The 14,540-nt window shown below is 70.7% G+C and carries 9 protein-coding genes; 3 read left to right on the forward strand and 6 right to left on the reverse strand.

Annotated features, from left to right (window positions below):
- Nucleotides 1-97 precede the first annotated feature (97 nt).
- The 4 genes from ABZ928_RS49435 to ABZ928_RS49450 all read right to left on the reverse strand — a co-directional run bounded on the left by ABZ928_RS49435 (nucleotide 98) and on the right by ABZ928_RS49450 (nucleotide 7,729).
- Nucleotides 98-2,080: an ATP-dependent DNA helicase gene (locus tag ABZ928_RS49435; RefSeq protein WP_361535555.1), complete on the reverse strand. Its 1,983-nt coding sequence runs from the start codon at nucleotides 2,078-2,080 to the stop codon at nucleotides 98-100.
- Nucleotides 2,081-2,554: 474 nt separating this feature from the next.
- Nucleotides 2,555-3,442 (reverse strand): GNAT family N-acetyltransferase, encoded by an 888-nt coding sequence (locus ABZ928_RS49440; protein WP_361535558.1) that lies wholly within the window; start codon nucleotides 3,440-3,442, stop codon nucleotides 2,555-2,557.
- 65 nt (nucleotides 3,443-3,507) lie between these two features.
- Nucleotides 3,508-5,592: an IucA/IucC family protein gene (locus ABZ928_RS49445; protein ID WP_361535561.1), complete on the reverse strand. Its 2,085-nt coding sequence runs from the start codon at nucleotides 5,590-5,592 to the stop codon at nucleotides 3,508-3,510.
- Between the two features lie 550 nt (nucleotides 5,593-6,142).
- On the reverse strand, nucleotides 6,143-7,729 hold the full coding sequence (locus ABZ928_RS49450) for an aminotransferase class III-fold pyridoxal phosphate-dependent enzyme (protein WP_361535564.1): 1,587 nt from the start codon (nucleotides 7,727-7,729) through the stop codon (nucleotides 6,143-6,145).
- A 329-nt stretch (nucleotides 7,730-8,058) separates the two neighbouring features.
- On the opposite strand from ABZ928_RS49450, the gene ABZ928_RS49455 reads away from it, so the two are divergent.
- Entirely contained in the window at nucleotides 8,059-9,279 is a 1,221-nt protein-coding gene (locus ABZ928_RS49455) for a hypothetical protein (RefSeq protein ID WP_361535567.1), read from the forward strand.
- 216 nt (nucleotides 9,280-9,495) lie between these two features.
- A complete protein-coding gene (locus ABZ928_RS49460) occupies nucleotides 9,496-10,695 on the forward strand; it encodes a hypothetical protein (RefSeq protein ID WP_361535570.1) in 1,200 nt (399 codons plus the stop codon).
- Between the two features lie 65 nt (nucleotides 10,696-10,760).
- Here ABZ928_RS49460 and hflX read toward each other — a convergent pair whose 3' ends face one another.
- Both hflX and ABZ928_RS49470 read right to left on the reverse strand, forming a co-directional pair.
- Nucleotides 10,761-12,254: a GTPase HflX gene (hflX, locus tag ABZ928_RS49465; protein ID WP_361535573.1), complete on the reverse strand. Its 1,494-nt coding sequence runs from the start codon at nucleotides 12,252-12,254 to the stop codon at nucleotides 10,761-10,763.
- A 184-nt stretch (nucleotides 12,255-12,438) separates the two neighbouring features.
- A complete protein-coding gene (locus ABZ928_RS49470; RefSeq protein ID WP_361535576.1) occupies nucleotides 12,439-13,932 on the reverse strand; it encodes a M1 family metallopeptidase in 1,494 nt (497 codons plus the stop codon).
- An 89-nt stretch (nucleotides 13,933-14,021) separates the two neighbouring features.
- On the opposite strand from ABZ928_RS49470, the gene ABZ928_RS49475 reads away from it, so the two are divergent.
- Nucleotides 14,022-14,519, forward strand: coding sequence for a hypothetical protein (locus tag ABZ928_RS49475; protein WP_361535579.1), 498 nt, complete (start codon nucleotides 14,022-14,024; stop codon nucleotides 14,517-14,519).
- Nucleotides 14,520-14,540: the final 21 nt, after the last annotated feature.

The raw sequence follows: 14,540 nt of genomic DNA on the forward strand, positions 1-14,540 counted from the left end.
GCGCACGACCCGCGCCCGCTGCGCGCCGGGGTCGACGGGCCTGGCCTCGATCGGTTCCGGGCGGCCGGCGCCCAGCCGTACCTCAGCGGCGCGGCTGTTACGCCTCCTGTGCCTCCGTCTGCTGCGCCGCCGCATCGATCGCCGCGAGCGACTTCCGGACCTGGTTGCGGTCCGTGGTGTACCAGAAGTCGGGCAGTGAGGCCTTGAGATAACTGCCGTAGCGCGCCGTGGCGAGCCGCTGATCCAGTACGGCGACCACACCCCGGTCCCCCGACGCCCGTACGAGGCGGCCGGCGCCCTGGGCCATGAGCAGCGCCGCATGGGTGGCGGCGACCGCCATGAAGCCATTGCCGCCCGCGTCCTCCACCGCCTTCTGCCGGGCGCTCATCAGCGGGTCGTCGGGGCGTGGGAACGGAATCTTGTCCATGACGACCAGCTGGCAGCTGGGGCCTGGGACGTCGACACCCTGCCAGAGCGACAAGGTGCCGAAGAGACAGGTCTTGGGATCGGCGGCGAAGTTCTTGATCAGCTCTCCGAGGGTCTCCTCCCCCTGGAGGAGGATCGGGAACTCGGGGATACGGGACCGCAGTTCCTCGGCGGCGAGCTGCGCGGCCCGCATCGAGGAGAACAGTCCCAGGGTGCGGCCGCCGGCCGCCTGGATCAGTTCCGTCAGCTCGTCGAGCATGTCGGCGCGGTCGCCGTCCCGCGCGGGGCGCGAGAGGTGCTTGGCGACGTACAGGATGCCCTGCCTCGGGTAGTCGAAGGGCGAGCCGACGTCGACACCCTTCCACTGCGGGAGGTCGTCGCCCTCGGTGCCCTCGGGAGCGAGGCCCAGGGAGGCTCCTACGCCGTTGAAGTCGCCGCCCAGCTTCAGGGTCGCCGAGGTCAGGATGACGGAGCGGTCCGCGAAGAGCTTCTCCCTCATTAGCCCCGACACGGACATGGGGGCGACGCGCAGGGACGCGCCGAAGCGGTCGTGGCGCTCGTACCAGACGACGTCCCATTCGGAGCCGTTGGTGATCCGCTCCGCCACGTCGTGCACGCTCTCCACGGAGGCCAGCGCCTGCTTGCGGACGGCGTCCTCGTCCTGGACGGACTTGTCGCGGGTGGCGCCGATCGCGGAGATGACGGTGCGGGCGGCGTCGCGCAGGGCCATGAGGGCGTAGCCGAGATCCTCCGGGATCTCCTCCAGGCGGCCCGGCAAGGCGAGTTCCATGAGGCGCTCGAAGCCCTCGGCGGCGGTCTGGAGCTGGTCGGCCGCCTTCTCATTGACGAGCTTCGCCGCCCGGCGCACCGCGCGGTTGACCTGGCCGGGGGTGAGCTCGCCGGTGGCGACTCCGGTGACCCGCGAGACCAGTTCATGGGCCTCGTCGACGATCAATACCTCGTGCTGCGGGAGCACGGGGGCGCCCTCGATGGCATCGATGGCGAGCAGCGCGTGGTTGGTGACGACGACCTCGGCGAGCTTGGCGCGCTCACGGGCCATCTCGGCGAAGCACTCGGCGCCGTACGCGCACTTCGTGGCGCCGAGGCACTCCCGCGACGAGACCGACACCTGGGCCCACGCCCGGTCGGAGACGCCCGGGGTGAGGTCGTCCCGGTCGCCGTTCTCCGTCTCGTCCGACCACTCGCGCAACCGCAGCAGGTCCTGGCCCAGCTTGCTGGTGGGCGCGGCCGCCTCGAACTGGTCGAAGAGGCCCTCCTCCTCGTCCTGCGGCACACCCTCGTGGAGACGGTGCAGGCACAGGTAGTTCGATCTGCCCTTGAGCATCGCGAACTCCGGGCGGCGGCGCAGCTGCGGGTGCAGCGCGTCGACCGTGCGGGGCAGGTCCCGCTCCACGAGCTGGCGCTGCAGGGCCAGGGTGGCGGTGGCCACGACGACTCTCTCCCCGTGCGCGAGCGCGGGCACGAGATAGCCGAGTGACTTTCCGGTGCCGGTGCCGGCCTGGACCAGCAGATGGGAGCCGTCGTCGATCGCCTCCGCGACGGCTTCGGCCATGGTCACCTGGCCGGGGCGCTCCGTGCCGCCGACGGCAGTGACGGCAGCATGCAGGAGTTCGGGGAGTGAGGGCTTTGTCATAGCGCGACAACCCTACGGCCCGGCACTGACAAACGAGAGGTCAAGGGGAAGGAGAGGGGCTGGATCAGGACCGGGGGTGGTGGGGGCGGGGATCGGGTCGGTTCGGTTGGGGTCGGGGTTGGGCGGTTCAGGGGCGGTCGTGGGCTGTTTGGGGATGGGGTTGGTTCGGTTGCAGGGGGTGGCTGTTCGTTGCTGATCACATCCGGTCAATTGCGGGCGAGATCGGTCGGCGGTGGGCGGTGGTAGGCCCGCGGAGGGCGGTGGTAGGCCGCGCTGGGCGGAGTAGGCCCGTGGGCGGCGCTGCCCGGCGACGCATCCCCTCGGCACCCACCGCGGCCCCAGCGGTGTCGAACCAGCGGCACGGCCCAGCGGCTCGACCCGGCGGTGTCGAACCGGCTTGAAAAAGGTGGGGCGAGAGTGGGAACCGGGACGGCGCGAGCGGTGTACCAAAAGTGACTGGGCCGCGACGAGGCGTTACATCAGATCGCGCAGGGACCGGTCTCGGACCAGGAGGGCCGCCCGCTTGCCGGGAAGGTCGACCTCGGCGGAGAACCGGAAACCGGCGCTCAGGAAGGCGGAGACGGAGGGGGTGTTGTGGATGTCGGGTTCCGCGATGACGCGGGAACAGGCGGGCCGCTTGTCGAGGGCGAGGTCGGCGACGGCTCTGAGCAGTGCGCTGCCCAGACCCCGCCCGCGATCGGCGGCGGAACCGATGAGGAGGTGGATACCCGTGTCATGAGGCCGGGCGGGATAGTGGCGGGCCACGGGGTCGAGGTCCGCCCGGTAGATCTCCCAGTAGCTCATCGGCGTGCCGTCCAGAACACCGAGACAGGGCACGCTCCGTCCGTCTCCGGCAAGTTGGGCCTGTACATGCTCCGCGGTCCGTGCGCTGGGGCCCGAGAGTGCCCAGAACTCCGCGACGGTGGGGTCGTTCATCCAGCGGCTGACGAGCGGGAGGTCTCGCTCTGGTTGCACGGGGACCAGGTGGAGCACGCCCACCGGCGTGGCCACGGGCCCCCAGTCGGCGACACCGTCCAGGAGGTCGTCGCGGGACCGGGTGGCTGGGGCGGGCTGAGACGCACGGTGTCCGTCGCTGCTTTCCTCACCACCGTCGTGGGCCTCGTTCGCGATGAGCGCGAGGAAATCGTCGGGCAGGCGCAGATCGAGGGTGTCCTCGCTGTCCGTACCTGGGGCTGGGGCTGGGCCGCTGTCGTCGCCGATCCGACCGTCGCCGATCGAACCGGTGTCGAAGGCGATACGGCTCTCAGCGATACGGCTCTCAGCCGGACCGGTGCTGGTGCAGGTACCGACATCGCTGCCGGGGGCGGTTCCGGCGTCGGCGCTCGCGTCGGTGGGAGGCACGGTGATGCTCCTCTCAGGAGACGGGTCGGGGCATGTTCCTCAGGGATAAGGGGGGTTGATGGTGATCACGAGTGCAGGGGGTTGGCGATAGTGACGTAGACGGACTGGGTGTCGACCGGACCCACGAGTTCGTCGAGGCCGTGCAGTCGGGTCAGGAGGTTGGCCTTGCAGCGCAGGACGGGTGAGTCCAGCAGACGGGCAGGCAAGGAGGTGTTCAGCCGGCCGGATCCGGTGGCGATGTCGCCCAGGAAGCGGCGGAAGGCGGCGAGCAGCAACCGTTCGTCGGCGAGGTGTTGGGAGCCGAACGCGCCGATGAGACCGAGGACGTTGTTGATACCGAGGTAGTAGGCGAAACGCTCGTCGGTGACCTCGTCGGAGACGAACGTGTCGCTGTGCTCCCCGATGCCGGGCAGCCGGGCGTCGAGGTCCGCGCGTCGGGACTCGCGGAAGTAGTAACCCTGGTTGTCCCGGTAGCGACCGCCAGCGGGCCAGCCGTCTCCGTCCAGGAGGAGCAGGGTGTTCTGCTGATGTGCCTCCAGGGCGATGCCCGCCTCCGCGTCGAACCACAGCACCGGCCTGACGACCTGCTCCAGGTAGCGCAGGAACCACTCCGCGGCGACGGCACCCAGCGGGCGTCCGGTCCGGCCGGCGAGGCGGGTGATGACGTCGGCGAGCCGGGATCGCATGGCCGGCCGGTCGGCTTCACGGCCTCCCGTGGCGGTGACCGGCCGGGCATGGGGCTTGGGGGAGACGAACCCGGCGACGCAAGAGACGTCATCCGTGGGGCGGAACGGGTTGTGCCGGATCACTACGTCGAGTCCCGGCAGGGGGCTGCCGTCCGGTCCGTCGACGCCGAGCCAGGCAGGGTCGCGGACGATGTCGAAGCCGGGGTGGGCGGACTGCCACTGCTCGGCGAGCCCACTGCGGAGCAGGCGGTGGACCTCGATGCCCCGATGGAGTTCCTTACGGAGGTTTTCACGACGGGAGTTGGTGATGCGCAGGCCCAACGACAGCTTGAGCATGGCGGGGGCGTCGGACCGGTGGACGGTACGCACGGAAGAGGTGGGATACCAAGGGGCGCCGTGCGCTCCGAGATCCAGGAGCACTCCGGCGTCGAACAGCCCCGCCACCGCCGGGTGATGCCGGACCTCCCGCAACTGCCACGGGTGCATGGGGAGAGCCGTATGGCCTTCGGGGAGCGGCAGTCCGGACTCGGCGAGGCGTGCCGTGAGTTGTGCCGCGGGGATCGGGCGCCCTCGCTCGGTCCAGGCCGAGTCGGTGGCCAGTACGGAAGGAGCGACAGCGATCCAGTGCAGGGGGAAGGAGCCGCGCAACTCGGGTGAGTAGAGCCGCGCTTCGGCCTCGGAGAGTCCCTCACGGCTCTTCGGCGTCGGATGCAGGGGGTGTCCGAGCACCAGGGCCTGTTCTGCGGCGAGGAAGAGGTCGGGATCGTCGACGGGATGCTGCCTCCGCTCGGCGATGAAAGTGGCGGTGCGGCGGACGGAGTCGGCGACGCGTGCGACGAGGTCGGTGGCGTCGGGGGGTGTGGTGCGGGTGGTGGGTGCGGTGCGGTCGGGGGACGTGGTGCGGTCGGTGGTTGCGGTGCGGTCGGAGCGGGCGAGGCCCTCAATGGGCGAGATCAGGTCGGCGGATGCCGTGCCGTCGGAGCGCGCGAGGCCCTCAATGGGCGAGATCAGGTCGGTGGATGCCGTGCCGTCGGAGCGCGCGAGGCTCTCGGCGGGTGAGGTCACGTCGGCGGGTGCGGTGCCCTCGATAAGCGTGCTGCCGTCGCAGCTCGCGGTGCCGTCGGCCAGCGGCGCGGGCAGGCCCGTCGGCGCGGAGCCGTCGATGAGTGCGGTGCGGTCCAGGGGCGCCGAAGTTGCGTTGCCCGCCGAGGCGACCGTGCCGAGGCTCTCCCCGTTGGTCTCCCTGGCCAGCAGTGCCGCGACCATGACGGCGTCGACAGGCGCGGAGTCGTCGGGGACGTCGGCAAGTCGCGGGAGGCCGAAGCGGTGGTGGCCTGTCGGGGACCAGTAGCGGACGGGAGCGACCAGGGCGGTTCCGCTGGCAGGCAGTGGGATGCGGAGAGGGGCGTCTGCGGGAGTGGCGAGGCCGGCTTCGCGTACCCAGCAGCGCAGGAGGTTCTCCACGGCTGCGGCCTCGGCCGCGGTGTGCGGATCGGGATGGTCCAGGGGGTCCGGGGTGGCACTGCGCGGCGGGCCGGCGTTCGGGCGGGCTGCTGACGCGGGGCTCCCGCTGTCCCCCGGGACCCGCTCCTCACCCTGGCCGCTCAGCCGTCCTCCCCGCCCCGAGGTCCGCCCGTCTTCCGAGCCTCGACCCTGTTCCGGAACCCGTTCCTCCGGGCGGGGAACCACGCCGACCGCCGGTGCGGACAGCGTCTGCGTCTGCGTCTGCCGAGGAGTTTCCGTTGAGGAGGAGCCTCGGCTGGGTGTGGTGGCCGGGCCGCCGGATGCGGGGGTGGTGTTCAAGGGTGCTGTTCCTCGTGAGCGGGTGACGGGTCGTGCGGGGCGGGGTGAGGTTGTGCCGGGTGGGTTCCGTGTGCGTCGGTCTGGGGCGCCTCAGGTTGTTGTGAGTGGTTCGAGTGGAGGTGTGATGTCGTTCAGGAGCAGTGGGGCGGGGTGGGTCCAAGTCCGCTCGCGGGCCCGGTCGTTCGGGCGTGCCGTGCCGTCGGTCGTCGGGCTACCCGGTGCGTGCCACGCGATCGCTGCGGCGGTGGCGTACGTGGATCGGGTGATGCGTGTCGGGCGGGCGGTTCGCCTCGCCGCTGGAGGTGCGGCCGAGCGCCACGGCCTCCAGCGCTTCCGACAGTCGGTCGAGGACCGCCTCCGCCTGCTCGTCGGTGATCGTCAGGGGCGGGAGAAGGCGTACAACGCTGTCGTGGCGGCCTCCGAGTTCGACGATGAGGCCTCGGCGCAGGCACTCGCGCTGAACAGCGGCGGCGAGTTCGGGAGCGGCGGGCCGGGGGCCACAAGCCGCCCCCTCGCCACACCCGCGGCGGGCACCGTCGACCCCAGCACTCCCAGCCCCTGCCTCTTCCTCTGCCCCGACGCATCCAGCCCCGGCGCAACCGGCCCCAGCAACACCACCCCCGCCACACCCACCGCCTCCACACCCACCGCCTCCACCAACCCCGCCCCCACTCCCCACCCCCGGATCCACCAACTCCACCCCGAGCATCAACCCCCGCCCCCGCACATCCCCCACGCAAGCGAACCGCCCCGCCACCCCCCGCAGCTGACGCAGCATCCGGGCGCCCAGTACGGAGGCCCGTTCGGCGAGGGCGTTCTCGTGGACGTAGGCGAGTGTTGCCGTGCCGGCGGCCATGGCGAGTTGGTTGCCGCGGACGGGGTCGGCGTGAGGGTCGGGCTTCCCCGGGTCCAGGTCGGCGCGGTGGACGATGACGGCCAGGGGCAGGCTGCCGCCGATGGCCTTCGAGAGGATCATGACGTCTGGGGTGATGCCGCTGTGCTGCACCGCCCAGAAGGCGCCGGTGCGGCCGACGCCGGTGTGGATCTCGTCGGCGATCAGGGGGATCGAACGGGCCGCCGTGATCTGCCGAACGCGCCGCATCCAGGCGTCCGGCGCGGGGATCACCCCGCCCTCGCTCTGGACCGGTTCGACGATCAGTCCGGCGGGGTCCGGGATGCCCGACAGGGGGTCGTCGAGCAGGGACTCGGTCCAGCGGGCGGCGAGTTCGGCGCCGTGGGGGCCGCCGATGCCGAACGGGCAGCGGTAGTCCTGCGGGTAGGGCAGGCGGGTCATGCGGGCGTCGGCGGCCTCCTCCGGGGGCCGGGACACCTCGGCGGTCCCGCCGTGGCCCGCCCCCGTGAAGGCGAGCATCCCGGTGCGCCCCGTCGCCGCGCGGACGAGCCTGAAGGCGGCTGCCACCGCGTCCGCGCCGCCCGGTCCGCAGAGCCGCACGCGGGCGTGGTCGGCGAGGCCGGGCGGCAAGGTGCGGAGGAGTTCGGTGGTGAAGGCGTCCTGGACGGGGGTCGGCAGGTCGAGGGCGTGGAGGGGGGCGCCGGACTCGAGGGCTTTGCGGATCGCCTCCAGTACGACGGGGTGGTTGTGGCCCAAGGCGAGGGTGCCCGCGCCCGAGACACAGTCCAGGTAACGGCGGCCGTCGGCGCCCTCGATGGTCAGGCCGCGGGCGCGTACGGGGACGATCGGCAGGGCGTGCGCGTAGGTGCGTGCCGACGACTCGCGGGCCGCCTGGCGCCGGGGGCTCCCCTCGGACGCGCACTCGCCGTACGAAGACTCGGCCACCTCTTCCCGTCCTCCCGCCGTCGTCCCGTGTCCACGGCGAGTCACTGGCACACCACGGGCACAGGGGACCGCACATGGACAGCAGGCCCCCCACGGCTACCAACCCCGGACGGGTCACCCGGTTACGGGTTGCCTCAAGATCCTTGCCGTGACGGAACCGTTGCCGTTCCGTCGGGAGTCCCCCACAGCGAGCGCATAGTGTGTGTTGCCGTTCCAAGAGGCCGTGCGCGCACAGGAGATCGGCACCGGATGAGCGAGAGCCGCCGGGGTGCCGATGTGCGGGGCACGGCCACAGCGCCTAGTTCGTTCACCTCAGGGGGAGTCAGATCATGCGATCCATACGGCCGTTGTTCACCGCCCGTCGGGAAAGGGGCGCGCGCCGCAGAACCTCCCCCGTGCTGGCCGCCGTCGCTCTCGCCTCGGCGCTCGCGCTCACCGCCACCGCCTGTGAGTCGGGCGACGCCGAGGCAGGTGGCGGGGCGTCGGCCTCCTCGACGTCGGACGACGGGAAGATCACGATCCCGGACGACATCAAGGACCGGCTCAAGGAGCACGGGATCGACGTCGACAAGTGGAAGGACGGCGCCTGGAAGGACTGGAGCAAGGACGACTGGCTGCGCGAGGCCGAGGACTACATCAACCCGATCATCGAGGGACTGTGGGACCCGGACCGGATGCGGGGGGCCGAGGATCCGGACAAGGAGGTCGACGACAGTGACCTCGACGGTGACCAGGGAGTGACCGACCCGGAGCCGGCGCCGGTGGACGCGAAGGCCGTTTCGCCTACGTACCACGACAGTGTTCCCGAGGCGGGCAAGGTGTTCTTCGACTCCCCCGAAGGACAGATGGTCTGCTCGGCGACGGTCGTGCAGGACCCGGCGCACCCCGGTAAGTCCAACATGGTGTGGACGGCGGGTCACTGTGTCCACGCGGGCAAGAACGGCGGCTGGTACCGGAACATCGCGTTCGTGCCGTCGTACAACGACAAGGGCCTGTCGAGCGCCGAGTTGGAGAAGGCCGCGCGGGAGGAGGTCGCTCCGTACGGTGTCTGGTGGGGTGACTGGGCGCAGACCTCGGACCAGTGGATCGAGCAGGGCGGTGCGACGGGCGGTGACGGGGCCTCGTACGACTTCGCGGTGATCCATGTGACGCCGGAGGAAGGGAACACCGGCAAGTCCCTGGAGGAGACGGTCGGTTCGGCGCTGCCGGTGGACTTCAAGGCTCCGGCCGCGACGAAGATCGGGAGCATGACGGCGACCGGTTACCCGGCGGCGGAGCCGTTCGACGGGCAGACGATGTACCAGTGCCAGGACAAGCCGGGGCGGCTGTCGATCAACACGTCCGACCCGACGATGTACCGCATCGGGTGCACCATGACGGGCGGTTCGTCCGGTGGCGGGTGGGTGGCCACGGGTTCGGACGGCAAGCCGGCGCTGGTGTCCAACACCTCGATCGGCCCGGTGACCGCGGGCTGGCTGGCCGGGCCGCGGCTGGGTGAGGTGGCCAAGGGCGTGTACGACTCGGTCAGCGAGAAGTTCGCCGGTCAGTAGCGGTCGGCGGCAGCACAGAGCGGCGGGGCGGCTCACACAAACCTTCACCGTCCCGCCGCTGTTCGCCCTCAACTCCACGGGCATAGTGGGGTGTCGCGTGACACGGGGGTTCACGCAGGACACAGAACCCCCGGATGACACGCCCATGACATCAGTGCGCTTCGAAGTACCCGCGCACCTCGCACCATCAATCGCTCCAACGGGGGTTACCGCACCATGCGTTCCACACGTACGTCCGCGGCGCAGAGCCGCAGGCGGCGCACCGCTCTCGCCGCCACCGGCCTCGTCGCCGCGCTGGCGCTGACCGCCACCGCCTGCGAAGGCTCGGACACGGCGAACGACAAGGCCGACGCCACCACCTCCCAGGCCGCCGACAGCGGCAACGACAAGGTCCAGATCCCGTCCGACCTCGCCGACAAGCTCAAGGAGCACGGCATCGACGTCGAGAAGTGGAAGGACGGCGCCTGGAAGGACTGGGACAAGGACAAGTGGCTCAGCGAGGCCAAGGACTTCGTCAACCCGGTGATCGAGGGCCTCTGGAAGCCGGACCGGATGAAATCGGCGAAGGAGGCCAACAAGACGTACTCGACGAAGGACGCGGCGGCCGACGCGGGCGTCACCGACCCGGACCCGGCGCCCGTCGAGGCGTCGGCCGAGAAGACGCCGTACCACGAGAACGCGGCGCCGGTCGGCAAGATCTTCTTCGACACCCCCGAGGGCACCGCGGTCTGCTCGGGCACGGTCATCAAGGACGTGAACCACCCGGGCAAGTCGAATCTGGTGTGGACGGCCGGCCACTGTGTGCACGCGGGCAGCGGCGGCGGCTGGTACCGCAACATCATGTTCGTCCCGGCCTACAACGACTACGGCAAGTCCGAGGACGAGCTGACCAACGCGAGCGCCTCGGACATCGCTCCGTTCGGTCAGTGGTGGGCCGACTGGGCCTCGACCTCGAACGAGTGGATCGCCGGCGGCTCGGAGACCGGCGGTGCCGGTGCCGCATACGACTACTCGATCCTGCACGTGAAGCCGGAGTCCGGCTCCAAGTCCCTCGAAGAGACCACCGGCGCTCTCGACGTCGACTTCTCCGCCCCCTCCGCCACCGAGGTCGCCAAGATGGGTGCCTGGGGCTACCCGCAGGCGGCGCCGTACAACGGGCTGAAGATGTTCAAGTGCATCGACCAGCCGGGCCGGCTCTCACTGAGCTCGACGCTGCCGACGATGTACCGGATCGGCTGCACGATGACCGGTGGCTCGTCCGGCGGCGGCTGGTTCCGGGTGGTGGACGGTGAGACCAAGCTGGTCTCCAACACCTCGATCGGCCCGGCCGACAACACCTGGCTGGCGGGCCCGCAGCTGGGCAAGACCGCCGAGGCGATCTACCAGAACATGAGCAAGACGTACGGCGGCCAGTAAGCCGTACGCGCTGAAGGCCCGCCCCTCACGACGGGGGGCGGGCCTTCACACTTGCTGCGCTGCTACTACGCCGCCGGCACCGGAACGTAAGGCGCCAGATCCGCCGCCAGCTCCTCGTGCACCCGCACCTTGAGCAGGGTGCCCTCCGGGGTGTGCTCCTCGGAGATCACCTCGCCCTCGTTGTGGGCGCGGGCGACGAGCTTGCCCAGCGTGTAGGGCACGAGCGCCTCGACCTCGACCGAGGGGCGCGGCAGCTCGTTGTCGATGAGCGCGAGCAGTTCCGCGATGCCCTGGCCGGTGCGGGCCGAGACGGCGATGGAACGCTTCTCGATCCGCAGCAGCCGCTGGAGCGTCAGCGGGTCGGCCGCGTCGGCTTTGTTGATCACGACGATCTCGGGTACGCCGGTGGCGCCGACGTCCGTGATCACCTCGCGCACAGCGGCCAGCTGCTCCTCCGGGTTCGGGTGCGAGCCGTCCACCACGTGCAGGATCAGGTCGGACTCGCCGACCTCCTCCATGGTGGAGCGGAACGCCTCGACCAGGTGGTGCGGCAGGTGCCGTACGAAACCGACGGTGTCGGCGAGGGTGTACAGGCGGCCGCTCGGGGTCTCCGCCCGGCGGACGGTCGGGTCCAGGGTCGCAAACAGGGCGTTCTCGACCAGGACACCGGCGCCGGTCAGGCGGTTGAGCAGCGAGGACTTGCCCGCGTTGGTGTAGCCCGCGATGGCGACGGACGGCACCTTGTTGCGCTTGCGTTCCTGGCGCTTGATCTCGCGGCCGGTCTTCATGTCCGCGATCTCCCGGCGCATCTTCGCCATCTTCTCGCGGATACGGCGCCGGTCCGTCTCGATCTTGGTCTCACCGGGACCACGGGTGGCGAGGCCGCCGCCCTTGCCGCCGCCCATCTGACGGGACAGCGACTGACCCCAGCCTCGGAGCCTCGGCAGCATGTACTGCATCTGCGCGAGCGCGACCTGCGCCTTGCCCTCCCGGGACTTGGCGTGCTGGGCGAAGATGTCGAGGATCAGGGCCGTACGGTCGATGACCTTGACCTTGACGACGTCTTCGAGGGAGATGAGCTGGCCGGGGCTGAGCTCACCGTCGCAGATGACGGTGTCCGCGCCGGACTCGACGACGATGTCGCGCAGCTCCAGGGCCTTGCCGGAACCGATGAAGGTGGCCGCGTCAGGCTTGTCGCGGCGCTGGATGACGCCGTCGAGCACAAGAGCGCCCGCGGTCTCCGCGAGGGCGGCGAGCTCCGCGAGGGAGTTCTCCGCGTCCTGCGAGGTCCCCGTGGTCCAGACGCCGACGAGGACGACCCGCTCCAGGCGGAGCTGGCGGTACTCGACCTCGGTGACGTCCTCGAGCTCGGTGGAGAGACCCGCCACGCGGCGCAGAGCCGCGCGCTCGGAGCGGTCGAACTGGTCGCCGTCCCGCTCTCCGTCGATCTCGTGGCTCCAGGCGACGTCCTCTTCCATCAGGGCATCGGCCCGAAGACCTTCGGCGTGTGTGTGCGCGAAGCGCTGCGAGTCCTGGGAAGGGGATGAAGAGGAGGTCATTGGGTCCTTACGTCGTTGGGGATTCCGATACGGCGGTCATCACGGCGACTGCGGCGAACGTCACGCCGATCACTGTGCTCAACGCACGAGTACCCCGGGAGATTCCCGTGATCCCGTGCCGCGCCGACCCGAAGATGGTCGCACGGCACGGCCCGTCTCGTCACCGCCTTATTTCGCGCCCGCCTCAGCGCGAGGCCTTCGTGGGCGCCACCGACTTCCACTCCGGGTGCCCCGGCATCGGCGGCGTCTTCTCGCCGTAGAGCCAGTCCTGGAAGAACCCGCCGAGGTCGCGCCCGGAGAGCTCCTCGGCGAGGGCGATGAAGTCGGCGGTGGTGGCGACGCCGTCCTCGTGGCGGCTCACCCAGGCCCGCTCCAGGTCCTCGAAGGCGGGGCGGCCGATCTCCTCGCGCAGGGCGTACAGGACGAGCGCGGCGCCGTCGTAGACGTTGGGGCGGAAGATGCTGATCTTCTGTCCGGGGTCGGGCGCCTTGGGGGCGGCCGGGGGTCCGCCGGCGGCGCGCCAGCGGTCGGAGGCGCCGTAGGCGGCCTTCATGCGCGCCGCGATCGTCTTGCCGGCCTTCTCCTCGGCGTAGAGGGCCTCGTACCAGGTGGCGTGGCCTTCGTTGAGCCAGAGGTCGGACCAGGTGGCCGGGGCGACGCTGTCGCCGAACCACTGGTGGGCCAGCTCGTGGACCATGATCGACTCGACGTACCACTTGGGGTAGGCGGGCTCGGTGAACAGGTCTCTCTCGAAGAGAGAGAGGGTCTGCGTCTCGAGTTCGAAGCCCGTGTCGGCGTCGGCCATGAGCAGGCCGTACGTCTCGAAGGGGTAGCGGCCGACCTTGCTCTCCATCCAGGAGATCTGGCCGGGGGTCTTCTTCAGCCAGGGTTCGAGGGCCTCGCGGTGCTCGGTGGGCACGACGTCGCGGACCGGCAGCCCGTGCGGGCCCTCGCGGTGCAGGACGGTGGAGCGGCCGATGGACACCTGGGCGAGCTCGGTGGCCATGGGGTGCTGGGTGCGGTACGTCCAGGTGGTCGCCCCGGCGGCCCGGCTGACACCGGTCGGCAGTCCGTTGGCGACGGCGGTGTAGCCGTCGGGCGCGGTGACCCGGATGGTGAACATCGCCTTGTCGGAGGGGTGGTCGTTGCACGGGAACACCAGGTGGGCGGCGTCGGCCTGGTTGGCCATGGCGAGCCCGTCCGTGGTGCGCACCCAGCCGCCGTCCCGGTCCTCGGCGGACACCGGGTCGCTGGTGTGTTTCACGGTGATCCGCATCCAGCTGCCGCCGGGCAGCTCCTCCTCGGGCGTGACCACCAGGTCCTCACCGGCCTCGGCGAAGGCCGCCGGCTCGCCGTCGACCTCGACCGACTCGACCTCGCCGTGCGCGAAGTCGAGGTTAATGCGGTCCAGTGGGGTGGTCGTCCAGGCGTCGATCGTGGTGACGGCCTTCAGCGGCTTGCTGTTGGAGCCGGGATAGGTGAAGGAGAGGTCGTACGACGCCACGTCGTACCCGGGGTTGCCCAGGTGCGGGAAGAGGCGGTCGCCGACCCCGAGCGGGTCGGCGGGGGCGCTCGCGGCGACGAGGCAGACGGAGACGGCGGAGGCGAGCAGCGCGGCCGCCTTCAGCCGGCGGGGGCTCCTCGCGCGGGGGGCCCTGGCGTGGGGGGTGAGCAGCATGCACCACCGCTACCAGCGCGCGCGTGCCGTACGGCGACGACGCGCGACCGGCCCACCCGAACGGGTAACCGGCTGGTTGGATATGGGCCATGGACGTGGACGAGGAGTCGGGTCTCACGAAGGCCGTCTGGAGCGACGCCGACTTCGAGCGGATGGGGTGGCACGACGTCACCGTGCACGGCGTGTACGTACAGCGCACCGAGGACGTACTGCCTCGGCTGCTGTTCGATCTCGACTACGTCGTCCGCTGGGTCCACCCGGTGCCGCCGGAGACGTACTTCAGCTTCTGGGTGGCCCCTTCGACGCTCGTCTTCGAGGAGGTCTGGGATCTCGAAGGGGATCTCGACTTCAAGGGCCTGGGCGTGGATCTGGAACTCGACGCGCTGCACCGGCTGACGCCCGAGGACGACAGGCCCCCGTGGCATGGCGTGCCGCTGTGGCACATGGAGGGGCGCTCCTTCGACCTCAGGTTCCGTGCCTCCGGGTTCCGCCAGTACATCCGGCAGCCGCCCCGGCACTCGCGCCGGCTCTCACTGACGCATGCCGAGCGGGGCGGGCCCTCTTTCGCGGAGACGGCCTACGCGTGACGCCCCGCGCGTAAGGCGCAT

This window comes from Streptomyces sp. NPDC046909, assembly GCF_040644695.1.
Classification (GTDB): domain Bacteria; phylum Actinomycetota; class Actinomycetes; order Streptomycetales; family Streptomycetaceae; genus Streptomyces.